Origin of the sequence: Pseudothermotoga thermarum DSM 5069, assembly GCF_000217815.1 — a bacterium.
Classification (GTDB): Bacteria; Thermotogota; Thermotogae; order Thermotogales; family DSM-5069; genus Pseudothermotoga; species Pseudothermotoga thermarum.
Genome location: NC_015707.1, coordinates 2011872 through 2028201 on the forward strand (window position 1 = coordinate 2011872; position 16330 = coordinate 2028201).

Consider the following 16330-nt stretch of genomic DNA (forward strand, 5'->3'; position numbering starts at 1 on the left):
TATCTTTATTTTTTTCATTTTTATTCAATCATTATAAGGTAGGGATAATGAGGTTGTCCACCCTCGCGAACGTCAATCTGTGCGTTTTCGATGACTTTCGAAAAGTAATTTTTTAGAATCTCAACTTCATCGTTGGTTGCATCTTGGCCGGTGAATATCGTCACAACCTCTCTGTTTCTAAGATCTAATGCAGCCAAGGCTCTGTTTAAAGCCTGTTTTAAAGATTGACCATGGGCTATCAACTTTTTTCCTTTCATGATCATGTACTCGCCTTTTTTTATCTTGGTCCCGTTGTGTTTTGCATCTCTCACAGCTTTTGTTATAGCCAAAGGTATTATGTAACTTGCAGCTTCTTGGAATTTCTTTTCCAATTTTTCCGGTTCTTCACCAGGATCAAAACTCATCATGGCGGAGATACATTCTTGGACTGTTTGGGTGGGTATCACTATGACCTTTTTGTCGTTAACATGTTCGGTGGCTTGACGAGCTGCAAGAATGATGTTGGGGTTGTTTGGAAATAGGAAGACTATCTCGGCGTTGACTTTATCTATGGCATGTTTGAGATCCGCTGTACTTGGATTCATAGTTTGACCACCGCGTACTATCTGATCAACACCAAGGCTTTTTAAAACCTCCGAAATCCCAGGACCTGGCGAAACAGCGACGAAACCATACTTGTTTTTCGTTTGTTGTTGTACCTGCTCAACAAAGTGTTCGTGTTGAAGCTTCATGTTGTCGATTTTTACCTTAAGTAATTCTCCATACTTCAAAGCTTCTTGAATGACCAACCCTGGATCGTTCGTGTGGACGTGTGTTTTTAAAATTTGCTCGTCTTGTATGACAACCGCCGAATCTCCGATTTCTTCAAGAAAACCCTTTAAAGGATCAACACTAAAATTGCTTGATGTGTTTTTCAGCTTTATCATCACTTCGGTGCAATATTGGTAAACCAATTCTTCAGCTGGTACTTCCACAACAATTTCTCCGTTTTTTGTCGTAACCAATTGCAAGTTGATTTCAGTTTCACCCAGCGCAACTTTTAGAAAGCCTTGCAGAATATAGTACAATCCTTTTGCTCCAGCGTCGACAACACCAGCTTCTCTTAGAACAGGTAAAAGTCTTGGGGTTTCTTTAACTGTATTTTCCGCAACTTCAACAGCCCATTGAAGAACATCCGAAATTTTTTCAAAGTTTTGGGCTTGGGAAGATTTTTCATCTAGTCTCCTTAAAACGGTTAACATGGTTCCTTCGACAGGTTTCATAACTGCTTTGTAGGCAACTGCGCGAGCAGTTTTAAACATACCAATGAAATCAACCGCGGTTAAACTCTTTTTCTTTCCACAGTAATCAGCAAAACCTCGAAATATTTGTGAAAGAATAACTCCAGAATTTCCCCTGGCACCCATCAGAGTGCCGTTTCTTATGGCTTCCATTATGGAAGGCAAATCGTTTTGAGTGAGTTCGTCCAAATATTTGCAGCCTTCTTTCATCGTGGCGAGCATATTGGAGCCCGTGTCGCCGTCTGGCACCGGGAAAACGTTCAGCGCGTTTAATTCATCAACGTGCGCCGCCAAAATTTCTGTAGCTTTTTGAAACGCAAGCTTGAAGAATTTTCCGTTTACTTTTTCCAAGTTCTCGGCACCCCCTTCAGCGGATGCCGATAACGTGAACGTTCACTTCCACGTCTTCACAACCACCAATCGTTTTAAGAACATGCGAAACATTTTCAATGATGTTTTTCGCAACTTCAGAGACTTTCACACCGTATTCCACTTCAAGGTAAAGGTCCACCACTATTTTTCCATTGTCAAGTTCCTCGACTTTTATCCTTTCCTCTTCCTTTTCTCCAAAAAGTTTTCCAAAGAAGCTTTCCGAAGCTATGTTCACAGGTCCATAACTTTCCCTGGTGGCTATGTAAGCCAATTTCTTAAGAACCTTCAAATTGATTTCGAGATCCCCATGTTCCATCTTTATGACCATGTTGATACCTCCTTTCTCATAAATGATATCACATTGTCAAAGATGCCTTTCACATCCAGCCCGCAAAATTTTAGCAGATCCTCCCTTGAACCATGCGGAACAAATTCCTCTTTCAAACCAAGGCATAGAACAGGTTTTCTAATACCAAGGCTGTTCAGAAAACTCACCACACTTTCTCCAAATCCACCAGTAACAACACCTTCTTCCACAGTTACGAAACTATCGTGATCTTGAATTAGTTGCTTTAAAAGATTTTCATCCAAAGGTTTCACACATCTAACGTAAACAACTGTCGGATCTATGCTTTCGAGTTTCAAGCAATTTTTTACCATGGTTCCAACCGCTAAGATTGCTACACCGCTTTGACCTTGCCTCACGATTTCCCATCGAAAGGGATCGATTATGCTTGATTCTTTCCAAAGCTGTTCAAAATTGGCTTCTTCACTTTCCTTTGGATACCTTACTGCCACAACACCTTTTACGTTCAATTCAAAGATCGATCTTAAGATCGAAACCGTTTCCTTCAGGTTCATAGGTGCAAAGATTTTTGAACCTGGTATTGGTTTAAAAAACGCTATATCGAAAATTCCATGGTGAGTTGGCCCATCTTCACCAACAAGTCCTGCTCTGTCCACCGCGAACAAGACATCCAAATTCTGCAAGGCAACATCGTGAACTATTTGATCGTAGGCTCTTTGAAGGAAAGTTGAATAGATTGCAACCACGGGTTTAAATCCCATCTTTGCCAAGCCAGCCGCAAAGCTAACGCAGCTTTGTTCCGTTATTCCAAGGTCTACAAACCTTTCTGGGAAAGCTTTTGCAAAATGGCTAAGTCCAGTTCCATCCGGCATGGCAGCGGTTATTGCAAAAACATCTTGCCTTTGAGAAGCTATCTTCACCAAAGCCTGTCCAAAAACATCGCTGAACGACAAATAACCTTGTTTTAAAATTGGCTCTCCGCTTTCGGGGTCGAATTTTGGGGAACTGTGGAACATAACACAGTTTTCTTCGGCCGGTTTAAATCCTTTTCCTTTTTGGGTAATTACGTGCACAACCACCGGGTAATCGTAATCTTTAATTCTTTGAAATACCTTAACCAATACTTTCAAATCGTGTCCATCAACAGGTCCAACGTGTTTTATTCCCAAAGTTTCAAAAAAGTCCAGTCCAGTTACAAACGCCTTCAAACTGTTCTTGAATTTTCTCAGCTCATCCTCCAAATTTTTACCAGCTTCCGAACTTTCAAGGAAAGCCTTTATCAATTCTTTCAGCTTCACGTAAGCTTGACTTGTCCTAAGCTGCATAAAAGCTTCAGAGAGGGCACCAACGTTCGGTGCGATAGACATACCGTTGTCGTTCAAGATGATCTTTATCTTCGACTTTTGAGCTTTCAATTGGTTTAAGCTTTCCAAAACCTCTCCATTTGAAAGTGCGCCGTCACCGATAACAACCACCACATTTTTGTTCAGCTTTTTTAGTTTCAGGGCTTTTTCAATTCCAAGTGCCATTGCAATCGAAGTACCAGCGTGACCAAGTGCGAAATGGTCATACTCATATTCCAATGGATTCAGATAACCGCTGATTCCATTGAATTGTCTTAAGGTGTCGAATTTATCCCATCTTCCTGTCAAAAGTTTATGCGTATAACATTGGTGCGAAGTATCCCAGATTACAACATCTTTCCTTGGATCAAAAACTTTGTAAAGCGCAAGGGTAAGTTCAACGACTCCTAAATTCGAAGCCAAATGCCCTCCGTTTTTCGACACAACTTCTATAATCCTTTTTCTTATCATTTTTGCATATTCTTCAAGTTGGGAAACGTCAGCCTTTTGCACATCGTCAAGAGTTGGATACATCGTCTTCCATCTCCTCAAGCTGAGCGTAGATATCTTCAACTTCAAGTCGAGCAGTTTTGAGCGCTGAAAGTAAATTTTTGTATATTTCTACACCTTTTTTGAACATTTCCAAAGCCTGCTCAACGCTGACTTGTTCATTTTCAAGTTTTTCAACGATCATCTGAAGCTCTTTCAACATCTCGTCTATTTTCATAAACCATCACCTTCACTGTTCCATCGAAGAATTTTATCATCAATATTTCCCCAACTCCCACATCGCGTATGCTTTTAACCCATTTTCCATCTTTTGACACTATTGAATATCCCTTTGTAAGTGGAAGCAATGGATCAAGCATTGAAAGTTTTGCACCTAGGACTTTCAGCGTTGCTTCGTATTTTTCTAAAATTAAGTTCGCTTTTGAATACAATTTGGTCATAGTTAACTTGGCTTTATCTATCTCAGAAATCACTTTGAAGCGAGCGATTTTCCTCAAGTTTTGACTGGCTGATTTTGCCAACGCGAATTTGGTGTTTATCAGATTTTCCACGGTCTTTTTTAACCTCTCTAGATTTTTAGACGCTTCGGAGATTATCTCGGATTTACTTGGAAGCAGGTACTCGGCGGCTGCCGTTGGAGTGTGGGCAGAGTAATCAGCCACAAAATCCACAAGGACAGTGTCAATCTGATGACCTATACCAGTCACAACCGGGTGGCGAAGTTTGAAAACGGCTCTCACGATTTCCTCATCGTTGAAAACCCAAAGATCGTCGCTTGCCCCACCACCCCTTGCTATTATCACAGCGTCCAAGTTTTCCTTGTTCGCATCCTCCAATGCTTTTAGCAAACTTTCTTTCGCATCTTCTCCTTGAACTTTCGTGTGGAATAAGATAATTTTAACTGCTGGAAACCTTTCCCTGGCTGTTCTTAAAATGTCTTGATAAGCTGCCGAATCACGTGATGTGATAATGCCTATTTTGCTTGGAAATTTTGGAAAAGGTTTTTTTGGTTTTTCGAAAATTCCTTCTTTCAAAAGTTTTTCATAAGTCTGCCTGAGCTTTAAGAACATGTTGCCAGCTTTAGTCAAAGTTCGTACCTCTTTACAAATCAATCGATAAAAGCCTTTTTGAGCGTACACTCTCACATCACCATACACTTTCACCAGGGATCCTTCTAAAATTTTGCTTCGGTACACACCCCCAAAGAACACACAGCTTATACTGGCTTCTTCGTCTTTTAACGTGAAGAACAAATGTCCTGATCTTTCTTTCAAATCAACTACTTCACCAACTACGTTTATGTCCGTTAGATAAGGATCATCGTTTATGAGTGATTCTATATAACGAGTCACTTCGGAAACGCTGTAAATCTTCTCGTCCAACTTTTTTCCCTCCAAGTGCAAAATGATTATACTACCGTTGTTCAACAAAAAAGTGGGCATCTTTGAAAGCCCCCTTTTGTTTGAATTCAAAGGTTAACGAATGGTTATAAGCAACAGCAAAGGAGCAAAGACTTCCGCGACCAGTGACATTACGGTTATCATAGTGTTCAAGGAAGGACCTGCGGTATCTTTGAATGGATCGCCAACGGTATCACCAACGACAGCGGCTTTATGCGCTTCCGAGCCTTTTCCACCGTAGTGTCCTTCTTCGATGTATTTTTTAGCGTTGTCCCAAGCTCCTCCGGCATTTGCCATGAAAAGTGCAAAAATTATTCCGCTGACTATGCTTCCTGCCAAAAATCCCGCCAAGGCTTCCTTTCCCAGGATTATCAACGTTAAGACGGGCGCTATTATGGCAAGAACACCGGGTAGAATGAGCTCTTTCAAAGCCCCAATTGTTGCTATATCCACGCACTTGGCATAATCCGGTTTTGCTTTTCCTTCGATCAAGCCAGGAATTTCTTTGAATTGCCTTCTAATTTCTGCAACCATTCTTTCACAGTTTTTTCCAACCGCAAGTATTAAAAGTGCGGAAAGTAGCGGTGGCATCATTGCTCCTATGAACAAACCTGCTATAACCTGTGGTGAAATCATATCGAGAGATTTTATGTCGACAAGATGCGCATAAGCTGAGAAAAGTGCTAAAACTGTCAAAGCAGCTGATCCTATGGCAAATCCCTTTGTGATTGCTTTCGAGGTATTTCCGGCAGCGTCGAGCATATCGGTTACGGCAACTACTTGCTCACCCAAGCCAGATTGTTCGGCAATACCTTTTGCGTTGTCGGATATTGGACCATAAGCGTCGGCAGAAATTATCATTCCGACTATCGAAAGCATGCCAAGAGCTGCGTTGGCTATACCGTAAAATGGATCAACGCCAAACCACTTCGCCAAATACCAAGCGGCAACTGTGGCAGCCGCAATGCACAGAATCGGTGGAACGATGCTGGTAAGTCCGTAAGAAAAACCGGTCAAAATGTTGATGGCTGTTCCAGTTACCGAAGCTTCAGCAACCTTCTTTGTTGGCTTTTTTTCTATCGAAGTGAAGTAATCCGATGTCAAGCCAGTTACGATGCCCGCAAAAAGTCCAGCAAGCGTTGGAAGGAAAACCCCAGGCCATCTTTCTCCAAGGTTTGAAATTTTTGTTATAAGGAAAAGAAAGACCACAAAGATGACACAAGTTGAAAAAGTTCCTATGTTCAAAGCTTTTCCTGGACTGGTCTTGATGCTTCTCACCACGAAAATCAAACCAAGAATTGATGCAATTAATCCCATCGCAGCTATGATACTTGCTATGTAAGAATCCGTTAAATCTGCACCCATCCCAGCAACATCACCCACGTTGTCTCCAACGTTGTCTGCTATTACAGCTGGGTTTCTTGGATCGTCCTCTGGTATACCAAGTTCAACCTTTCCAACCAAATCAGCACTTATATCGGCAGTTTTCGTGTATATTCCACCACCTGCTTTGGCAAACAAGGCAAGTGCGCTTGCCCCAAAGCTGAACCCAAGAACCATGTTTGTCGCATCGTTTTCCGGCCAACCCAGAAGAACTTTGAAGACGAAGTAAAGTACCGTGATACCAAACAACGAAATCCCTACAACGAACAATCCCATCACCGCTCCACCGAAGAATGCAACAGGAAACGCAGCTTTAAGACCATTTCTAGCCGCGGAAGCGACACGAACGTTTGCTTCAACAGCGGCCCTCATACCAACTTATGCTGCCAACGTGGTACAGAAAGATCCAAGTACGTACGAAATTGCCATTCCAACACCGATTGAAAAACCTTTGGTGTAAGTTGCAACCGCTCCTATGATCACACACATTACGATGACAAAGATAAAAAGAACCTGGTTTTGCCGTCTTAAATAGGCAAGTGCTCCTTCTTTGATAGCCTGCGAGATTTGTTGCATCTTCTCAGTTCCAGGGTCTTTTTTCACAACGTATCTGAAAAGGCCAAGAGCTATAAGAATAGCACCAACAGCTGAAATCAAACTTATTACAAACCAAGCCATTCGATCACCCCCTTGTTTACCGTATTATAGAACACATCTGGAAGAAAAATCAAAGCAGATAAATGTTGTCGCCTTTGAATCCAAGCATGCCAAGAATGTTTTTCGTATCGAAGATTAATTTGCATTTTTCAACAAGCATTTTGTAATCGACGTTCCTTTTATGAGCGGTCGTGATGACAGCTATATCAGCCCATTCGCACAGCTGTTCGGTTAATTTTTGAGTTTTTCTTATTTGATCTTTGTATTTGAATTCCTCAACGTAGGGATCAACTGGTACAACGTCTGCGTGGTATTTTTCAAGAATTTCAAGGACCTTTAGCGCAGGAGATTCTCTGGTATCGCTAACGTCACCTTTGTAAGCAACTCCTACAAGTAGAACTTTGGCACCGTTCAAACACTTTTTCCTTTCGTTCAAAAGTTCCATTACCCTTTGCACTACGTATTCAGGCATCGAGTCGTTTATTTCACCGGCTAGTTCTATCAACCTTGTGTGATATCCATACTCTCTGGCTTTGTAGGTCAGATAAAACGGATCGATTGGTATGCAGTGTCCACCCACTCCTGGCCCGGGGTAGAACGGCATAAAACCAAACGGTTTTGTCGAAGCTGCTTGGATAACCTCCCAAATGTTTATGTTCATCTTCCTTGCGATTATTGCCATTTCGTTTATCAAAGCTATGTTGACTATTCTGAAGGTGTTTTCAAGGATTTTGGACATTTCAGCTTCCTTCGGGGAAGATACGACAAAAACAGGTGCATCAAGAATGGATTCATAAAGCAGTTTTGCAAGTTCCGTTGATTTTTTACCCACTCCTCCAACCACTTTTGGCGTGTTCTTAGTTTTGTAAATCAAATTTCCAGGATCCACTCTTTCTGGACTGAAGGCAAGGTAAAAATCCTCTTCACACTTTAAACCTGTTTTTTCAAGAATTGGCTTAACAACTTCTTCCGTTGTGCCGGGATATGTTGTCGACTCTAAAACTATAAGCATCTCTTTGTGCAAACGCTTTGCTATTTCTTCCGTTGTGTTGATGACGTAACTCAAATCAGGTTGTTTGAATTTATCAAGCGGGGTTGGAACGCATATGGTAACCACATCGCATTCTTTCAAAAGGTCATAGTTTGTCGTTGCAGTCAGCATACCTTTTTCAACAACAGTTTTCAAATCCTCAGGCACAACATCTCCTATGTAGTTTTCTCCTCTGTTCACCATGTCAACCCTTTTTTGCTGAATATCGAAACCTATCACCTTGAATCCTGCTTTGGCTTTTTCAACGGCTAAAGGAAGACCAACGTAGCCAAGCCCAATGACTCCTATTACAGCTGTTTTGTTGACTATCTTTTCTTTCAACACCTTTCATACCCCCTTGAAAAATTCGAGGATTTTGCTTGAAACGTATTCGATTTCCTCATCGAGCAGTTCTGGAAACATTGGAAGTGCAAGAACTTCTTGACAAGCTTTTTCTGCCTTGGGAAAGGAATAAGTTAAGCCGTCCTTTTCAAAACACTTTTGTTTGTGCATTGGTAAAGGATAGTAAATCGCAGTTTCAACGCCATTTTGTTTGAGAAACTCCTTCAAACTGTCCCTAAGTCCGTTTTTAACCCTCACAACATACTGGTGAAAAACACATCCAAAGCCATCTTCAACTTTTGGAAGGACGATGAAACCATTTTTTTGAAGATCCTTTAGATGGTCGTTGTATTTTCTTGCTATTTCAATCCTTTTTCGGTGATAATCGTCAAGGTATTTCATCTTGACTCTCAAAATTGCCGCTTGAATTTCGTCAAGCCTACTGTTGATTCCTTCTATCTCATGGAAATACTTAACTTTTGCACCGTGAACCCTGAACACTTTGCAAAACTCGGCAAGTTTTTCATCGTTTGTCAGAATCATTCCTCCATCCCCGTACGCTCCCAAATTCTTCGTGGGGAAGAAGGACAAAATTGCCAGATCTCCAACGCTACCGCTTTTTTTCCTTTGTCCTGATGAATAAGTCCACTCCGATCCTATCGATTGCGCGCAGTCTTCGATTATTTTCAAACCGTATTTGTTTTTTATGTTTTCCAACCTTTCCAGATCAATTGTTCTTCCAAAGAGATGAACCGGTATGAAAGCCTTTATCCTTTCTTTATTCGGATGTTCTTGCAAAATCTTTTCCACTTCGTTCAAATCCACGTTGAAGGTTTCCTCGTCTATGTCCGCAAAAATGAAACTTGCCCTGTTTCTGGTTATGCAGCTTACTGTGGCAAAAAACGTGAACGGAGTAGTTATAACCAAATCGCCTTCACCGATGTTCAAAGCTTTGACCGCTATGTACAAAGCATCTGAACCGTTTGCAACTCCGATGGCATACCTTACGCCTATGTAACTTGCAATTTCGTTTTCAAGTCTTTCGACGTTTGGACCAAGGATAACCCTACCGGATTTCAAAACCTCGTCGATACAGTTTAAAATTTCAGATCTTATAGATTGGTATTGTCTTGTAAGATCAAAAAGAGGAACTTTCATGCTAATCTCCCCTTTCAAGATGCATTTCTCCAGAGGTTTTTAACCTAAAAATGTATACATTTTTCAAGTTAACCAACTTTGCCTTTTGGAAGATTTCATCGGCATGCTTGAACGAAGCTATTAAAACCGCATCGTATTCTTGAGAGTGAAATTGTTCGGGTGGTAGTACACGAATTCCCGCTATTTCTTTTCCTTGCTTTTTTGGATCGTCGTCCAAAAAGCAAACCAAGTTGAATCCTTCTTCGATCAAAAGCCATGCCAAGTTTTGACCGATGACGCCTGCACCGTAAAGAACCAATCTATGACTGTTGGTACTGCGAAGATCGTCGAAGACTTTTCGAAAGTTTTCTTTCGATTGTTTGTATAGCCTGGCAACTTCGCTGAAATACAGAACGGTTAGATACTGAAGGCGTGTTTTCCCAGCTTCTGTCAATTGATACTTCATCTTTCTCTTTGAGCCAGATTTTTGTATCAATCCATTTTCTTGAAGGGTTATCAAGTAGTTGTGGACCATCGAAGGAACCACGCCCACCATTTTCGCAAGCTTTTTTTGCGAAATATGTTCTTGATGAAGAATTGCCCTGAGAATCAAGTACTCTCTGTAAATTGCCGTTGGTTCGAAGAAACGTTCTTGTTCCAAATTGATCACTCACTGAGTGAATTATATACCACTCCTTGTCTTTGATCAAATTTTTCAATAAAATTAGTACTTAGGAGGTGGTTCTGGTGAAGATCAAGTTCATCTTTGGAAACTATGAATGCGTTGCAGAGCTTGACAAGGAAAAGGCTCCTCTTACGTGCGAAGCGGTGCTGAAAGAACTTCCAATCAAAAGTGTTGTGAACCGGTGGGGAGATGAGATTTACTTTGAAACCCCAGTGAAAATAAATGTTGAAGAAAACAGCAAAGACGTGGTTGAAGAGGGCGACGTTGCCTTCTGGATTCCTGGAAGGGCAATCTGTTTGTTCTTCGGAAAGACTCCCATCAGCGACGACAAAATTAGACCTGCCAGTGCCGTAAACGTCTTTGGAAAGATAAAATCAGACCTTAAACCTTTGAAGCAAGTTGCACCTGGAACAAAGGTTACAGTCGTGCTTGAGGAATGAAAAATGTGGTAATATATCGTTGATTTGAGCATGATTGAAAGGAGCTGACCTTGTGAATCAAAGAACGCTTTTTTATATTTTGATAGCTTTCGTTGGTTTTTTCATAGTTTTCCAGTTCATAACGATCTTCACCCAGAAACCACCTTTCGAAATCGTTTATTATCGAACCAAAATGGAGTATGATTACAACGGCTCGGCGGTTTTCACAACAACCGCCGGGCTGTTTTTTAAGGATAAAAACAAACAGGCATCTTATGTTCAACAATATCAACAAGTTTCGTTGGATACTTTCAGAAAATACTTTGAAGATGTGAGCAAAAAAATAGGTAGAGAGATCGAGGTAGTCTCGATGGAATCGAGTATAAACGAGCGTGCTGGAATTTTGGAGATCGTCGAGGTTGCCAAGTTGAACAACGCCGCTGTGGTCACAGACGGTGTCGTGGATACCCAAATGAAAGATATAACCTTAAGCGCTTCGGGTGATTCGGAAATAGTAATAGTAATCCCAAAAGATGCGGTTGTTGTAAGCGTTGAACCGACCCCAACAAAAATCGTTGAAAATCAAATTTACTGGCAACCCATAGGTTCTAGGATGGCTTTTCCAAGGGTTGTTTTCAAAAGAGGTGAATGATTTGTACCAAGAATTCGTAGATCTTTTGAGGCAATCATCTTACTGCGTGGTTTTAACTGGAGCAGGAGTTAGCACGCCAAGCGGCATACCGGATTTTAGAAGTCCCACGGGGCTTTATTCGAAATACCCTCAAGAGATTTTCGATATAGACTATTTTTACAGCAGTCCTGCTTCTTTCTATTCATTCTGCAAAGAAGTGCTTTTGCCGATGATTGATGCCCAACCAAATTTAGTGCACGAATTTCTGGCATGGCTTGAAGAACGCGGTTATGTGAAAGTCGTGATAACCCAGAACATAGATGGATTGCATCAAAAAGCAGGAAGCAAAGACGTTGTGGAACTGCATGGAAACATCAGCCGATTCAAGTGTGATAAATGCGGAAAGCTTTACGATCACAACTGGGTCAGAAGAGAACTTGAGAAAAAAGCCGTTCCTCATTGCCTTTGCGGCGGGTTGATAAGACCAGACATAGTCTTTTTCAAGGAATCCCTTCCATGGGAAGCAGTAAACATGGCGGAAATGCATTCCTTAAGTTGCGATTTAATGGTTGTCATGGGAAGTTCCTTGGTGGTTTACCCCGCAGCAAGCTTTCCAATCCTAGCCAAGAAAAACGGGGCAAAACTTGTGATAATCAACAATTCAGAAACAGGTCTTGATTTTCTCTGCGATTTGAAAATCGAAAAAGATCTTGTCGAATTTTGCTCACAGGTATGGAAAATGTTTCAATCGTAAAAACAAAGGAGTTGAGAGGATGCAACAAATAGCTGTGTTTGGAAAGGTGAATTTGGACACCATTTTGTACGTGGATAAGCTTAAAATAGGTGAAAACCACATTTGCCTTCAAACGCTTGTTGACGTTGGCGGAAAAGGAGCAAACACAGCGATTGCTTTGGCTAAACTCGGTGTAAAAGTTGTTTTGGCGGCTTGTCTTGGAAACGACAACCTATCGCAGAGTATAACAAAAAGGCTTGAAAAGTACGGTGTGGACGTTTCCATGCTGAAGTATACCAACAACCAAACTGGCAAGACCTTCATCGTGGTGGATTCTCAAGGCATTAACACGATGTTTCACATCCTTGGAGCCAACGCAGACTTTAACCCCGAATACATCGATTGGACTTTCCTTGAAACAGTTTCAGCGGTTTTTGTTCAAATGGGTTTACCGCAGGACACCGTCCGCGAAGTCATAACCATGTCCAAAAGGAATGGAAAATATGTCTTCGTGGATCCGGCAGGTTTTCCAAGTGATGGTTCTTTGGAACTCATTTCGTACGCGGACACGGTAGCACCCAACGAAGTTGAACTTTTGAAATTGACGAAAGAAACACAAGTTGAAAAAGCCGCAAAAAAGTTGATTTCCCTTGGGGTAGAAGAAGTGTTGGTTAAGCGCGGTGAAAAGGGAGCAACTTTGTTCACGCAAAAAGCTTCTTACCACCAGGATGCTTATCAGGTTCCAGTGGTTGATACAACCGGTGCTGGTGATGCTTTGAACGCGGCTTACATCATGGCTAAGTTTAAAAAACTAGATCCAAGGCAGGCTCTGAAAATCGCCGTTGCAGCTTCGGCCATAACTGTGACAAGGCAAGGAACTTCGAGCGCTTCACCAACGAAAGGTGAACTTGTGGAATTTCTAAAAAGCGTTCAAGAAGACGAAATTGCCAAACTTCTTTGAGAGGTGAGTTTGGTGAAAAAATACATCGTCGTAACTGGTGGTGTCTTGAGCGGCGTAGGAAAAGGGATTTTCTCCGCTTCACTTGCAAGGCTGCTTAAGGAATGTGGTTTGAAAATAAACGTCCTGAAAATAGACCCTTACTTGAACGTCGATGCGGGAACTATGAATCCAAATCAACACGGAGAAGTTTTCGTCACTGAGGATGGGTATGAAGCAGACCTTGACCTTGGGCATTATGAAAGATTCCTTGGGGAAGATATGAAAAGAACAAACAATTTGACTGCAGGGCAGATTTATTCGTTGGTCGTCCAAAAGGAAAGGGAAGGAAGCTACCTTGGTTCGACAGTTCAGATAGTGCCGCACGTTACGGGTGAGATCAAAAAAAGGATTGAAGCACTTGATGGGGAAGTCAACGTCGTCGAAATAGGTGGAACGGTTGGAGACATAGAAAGCGAGGTGTTTCTTGAAAGTGTCCGTCAACTTGCTCTAGAAAAGCCAAGGGAAGATTTCATGTTCATCCATGTGACCTACGTGCCGTATTTGAAAACCACCAGAGAGTTCAAAACTAAACCAACCCAACAATCTGTTCAGCTTTTGCGCAGGTCTGGAATAAATCCAAACATGATCGTGGTGCGAAGCGAATTTGCAATGAACGGAGACAGTTTGAAAAAAGTGGCACTTTTTGGTGGTGTTCCCCAGGATATGGTCATCAACTTGCCGGATGTTCCAAATGTGTATTCGATAGTTGAGCTACTTTACAACCTTGAACTTCACAAAAAGGTTGCCGTGTGGTTGAAAATCGATCTTCCGCGTGAAACTTTTAACTGGGATTATCCAAAGGTTTTCAAACCTTTGAAGATTGCTTTGGTTGCAAAATATCTTGGAACAGATGATGCTTACAAAAGCATAGTTGAGTCGATACTGCTTTCTGGTGCCTCAAAACCAACGACAATAGACGCGGAAATGCTTGAAGAAATGAACTACGAAGAAGTTTGTGCCGTGCTTGAAGAATTCGACGGCTTGATAATACCAGGTGGCTTTGGAAAAAGGGGAATAGAAGGAAAGATAAAGACAATTCAGTTTGCAAGGGAACACAAAAAACCAATCCTTGGAATCTGTCTTGGCATGCAGCTTATGGTTGTGGAATTTGCAAGAAACGTTGCAGGCTTAAAAGGGGCAAACTCAACGGAATTCGACCCGGACACACCACATCCAGTTGTCACGATGATGGAAGAACAAAAAAAGATCATGAAGCTCGGTGGAACGATGAGACTTGGATCGCAGGAAATGACCATTTTTGAAGGCACAAAACTTTACGAAATATACAAAACAACAAAAGCCAATGAAAGACACAGACATAGATATGAAGTTAACTACGAGCAGTACAAAGACCTTTTCAAGTTCCCAGGCGAAAGTGGCTACAAACTCACCATAAGTGCGATGTCGCAGTTTGTTGAAGCTATAGAACTTGAAGAGCATCCTTACTTCATAGGCGTTCAATACCATCCGGAGTTCAAATCAAAGGTGGGAAATCCTCATCCCTTGTTCAAAGCGTTTGTGGACGTTTTGCAGAAAGGTAAACCTTAGCATGCGAATAGATTGCAAGAACCATAGAAACCGTCTGGGAAAATTAGAATGAGCTTACCGCTGGCACAAGTGAACTATACTTGCAAATAAAGAATTAAAAGAAAAGTTAACCTACTTTGAGCCAAGTTACAAAAGATATCTCATCGAACCGTTGAAAAACGACGAATGGAAAAAACTTCAAGATTCTGCGACAATAGAATCTTTGAAAGCTAAAGCAATTTCTTCCGCTGCTCAACCTAAAGATGAGGAATTTTGGAAATGGCTGTGGGGGGCAAGGAAAGTCAAGGCACCTGAGGCATGGAACCTTGGCTATACAGGTGCAGGGATAATTGTAGCTGTTGTTGATACTGGTGTAGATGGAACTCACCCGGATCTACAAGGCCAGCTTGTTACTGGGTATAGACCCTTGACCAGAGAACTTCTTTCTCCTGATATGGATAGCAGCTATGGAGGATCTCACGGTACTCATGTTGCTGGAACGATCGCAGCAAAGGACAACGACATTGGTATCATAGGAGTTGCTCCAAACGCAAAGATTATGCCAATTGTTATTTTTGATGATCTAGATCCAAATGATCCCAATAAGCAGAACGTATATATTGGAGATGACTTGGTGGCAGAAGGATTTTTGTGGGCAGCTGAGAATGGTGCGAAAATCTTCTCCAACAGCTGGGGTGGCAAGGGTTATTCGATCACGCTTGCTCAAACAATTGCCCTTATAATGAAAGAATACAACGGTATTTTCGTTGCGTCAGCTGGAAACAGCCATACAGACGAAATTCATTATCCATCTTGTTATCCAGGTGTTATAAACGTTGCAGCAAGTACAGCAGAGGATGGTATAACTTATTTCTCAACTCGTGGTAGATGGATAACAGTCGCTGCTCCTGGAGATTTTACCATTCTTTCCACCGTGCCTGGACTTGGCAGCCCTGGTTATGAAGGTCATACCCTTGAAGATGAGGAAGGCGGAACCTATGATTTTTACGGTGGAACATCTATGGCAACGCCGCATGTTTCAGGTGTGATTGCATTGCTTCTTGAAAAACTTGCAAGTGAAAACAAAAGTTATACACCGTATCAAATTAGAAAACACATTGCTCAAACAGCCGATGACATAATGGCGCCAGGTTTTGACCACGACAGTGGTTGGGGAAGAGTGAACGCTTACAAAGCTTTGACAACAACACTTCCAAAAGATACTGGAGCAAATGTGTTGCTTAGATTTTACGTTGAAATCAATGGTGAGTATCGTTATGCGCCCGAAGTCTATGTAACCATGTATCCAGAAAATTCAAACGTGCCGATTTACTATGGAAAGTCAAACGATGATGGTGAAGTATTCTTTGCGGCAATAGAACCTGGCAAATACGACGTTTACGCATGCTTTGGAGACGTGTGGTATTTGCAGAACCTTCACGGCATAGAGGTTACTATCGATGATCAGCTTACAAAGCATTTTGAATTCACCTTTGCCAACGGCGATACGATTGTACCAGTATTCATGGGTTCAATAACTTTGCAGTAGAACAAAAAGAGGGGGTGCTTCCCCC

The 16330-nt window shown here is 41.7% G+C and carries 14 protein-coding genes and 1 pseudogene; 6 read left to right on the plus strand and 9 right to left on the minus strand.

The window, feature by feature from the left end; translation table 11 throughout:
* Positions 1-20 precede the first annotated feature (20 nt).
* From THETH_RS10060 to THETH_RS10100, 9 genes and pseudogenes are all read right to left on the minus strand, one after another.
* Positions 21-1631 (minus strand): DAK2 domain-containing protein, encoded by a 1611-nt coding sequence (locus tag THETH_RS10060; protein WP_013933234.1) that lies wholly within the window; start codon positions 1629-1631, stop codon positions 21-23.
* A 16-nt stretch (positions 1632-1647) separates the two neighbouring features.
* Complete coding sequence (locus THETH_RS10065) at positions 1648-1980, minus strand: Asp23/Gls24 family envelope stress response protein (RefSeq protein WP_013933235.1); 333 nt, start codon at positions 1978-1980, stop codon at positions 1648-1650.
* A complete protein-coding gene (gene dxs, locus THETH_RS10070; RefSeq protein ID WP_013933236.1) occupies positions 1971-3836 on the minus strand; it encodes a 1-deoxy-D-xylulose-5-phosphate synthase in 1866 nt (621 codons plus the stop codon). The genes THETH_RS10065 and dxs overlap by 10 nt, the downstream gene beginning before the upstream one ends.
* A complete protein-coding gene (xseB, locus tag THETH_RS10075) occupies positions 3820-4029 on the minus strand; it encodes an exodeoxyribonuclease VII small subunit (protein ID WP_013933237.1) in 210 nt (69 codons plus the stop codon). Before xseB ends, dxs begins: the two co-directional genes overlap by 17 nt.
* Positions 3986-5254, minus strand: coding sequence for an exodeoxyribonuclease VII large subunit (xseA, locus tag THETH_RS10080; protein WP_013933238.1), 1269 nt, complete (start codon positions 5252-5254; stop codon positions 3986-3988). The genes xseB and xseA overlap by 44 nt, the downstream gene beginning before the upstream one ends.
* A 33-nt stretch (positions 5255-5287) precedes the next feature.
* A pseudogene (locus THETH_RS10085) lies at positions 5288-7273 on the minus strand (sodium-translocating pyrophosphatase).
* A 49-nt stretch (positions 7274-7322) separates the two neighbouring features.
* Positions 7323-8627, minus strand: a complete 1305-nt coding sequence (locus THETH_RS10635) for a nucleotide sugar dehydrogenase (RefSeq protein ID WP_013933239.1) — start codon at positions 8625-8627, stop codon at positions 7323-7325.
* Between the two features lie 3 nt (positions 8628-8630).
* Positions 8631-9782: a DegT/DnrJ/EryC1/StrS family aminotransferase gene (locus tag THETH_RS10640; protein WP_013933240.1), complete on the minus strand. Its 1152-nt coding sequence runs from the start codon at positions 9780-9782 to the stop codon at positions 8631-8633.
* A 1-nt stretch (position 9783) separates the two neighbouring features.
* Entirely contained in the window at positions 9784-10422 is a 639-nt protein-coding gene (locus THETH_RS10100) for a MarR family transcriptional regulator (RefSeq protein WP_013933241.1), read from the minus strand.
* A gap of 86 nt (positions 10423-10508) precedes the next feature.
* Between THETH_RS10100 and THETH_RS10105 the strand changes: the two genes are divergently transcribed.
* The 6 genes from THETH_RS10105 (at position 10509) to THETH_RS10130 (ending at position 16305) form a co-directional block, all read left to right on the plus strand.
* On the plus strand, positions 10509-10886 hold the full coding sequence (locus tag THETH_RS10105) for a cyclophilin-like fold protein (protein ID WP_013933242.1): 378 nt from the start codon (positions 10509-10511) through the stop codon (positions 10884-10886).
* A gap of 52 nt (positions 10887-10938) precedes the next feature.
* A complete protein-coding gene (locus THETH_RS10110; protein ID WP_013933243.1) occupies positions 10939-11517 on the plus strand; it encodes a DUF4897 domain-containing protein in 579 nt (192 codons plus the stop codon).
* 1 nt (position 11518) lies between these two features.
* Positions 11519-12250, plus strand: coding sequence for an NAD-dependent protein deacylase (locus THETH_RS10115; RefSeq protein ID WP_013933244.1), 732 nt, complete (start codon positions 11519-11521; stop codon positions 12248-12250).
* Positions 12251-12269: 19 nt separating this feature from the next.
* A complete protein-coding gene (locus tag THETH_RS10120) occupies positions 12270-13190 on the plus strand; it encodes a carbohydrate kinase family protein (RefSeq protein ID WP_013933245.1) in 921 nt (306 codons plus the stop codon).
* Positions 13191-13202: 12 nt separating this feature from the next.
* The gene (locus THETH_RS10125) at positions 13203-14777 is read left to right on the plus strand and encodes a CTP synthase (RefSeq protein WP_013933246.1); all 1575 of its coding nucleotides are present in this window, start codon (positions 13203-13205) and stop codon (positions 14775-14777) included.
* Between the two features lie 151 nt (positions 14778-14928).
* Complete coding sequence (locus tag THETH_RS10130) at positions 14929-16305, plus strand: S8 family serine peptidase (RefSeq protein ID WP_052295995.1); 1377 nt, start codon at positions 14929-14931, stop codon at positions 16303-16305.
* The last annotated feature ends 25 nt before the right edge of the window (positions 16306-16330 follow it).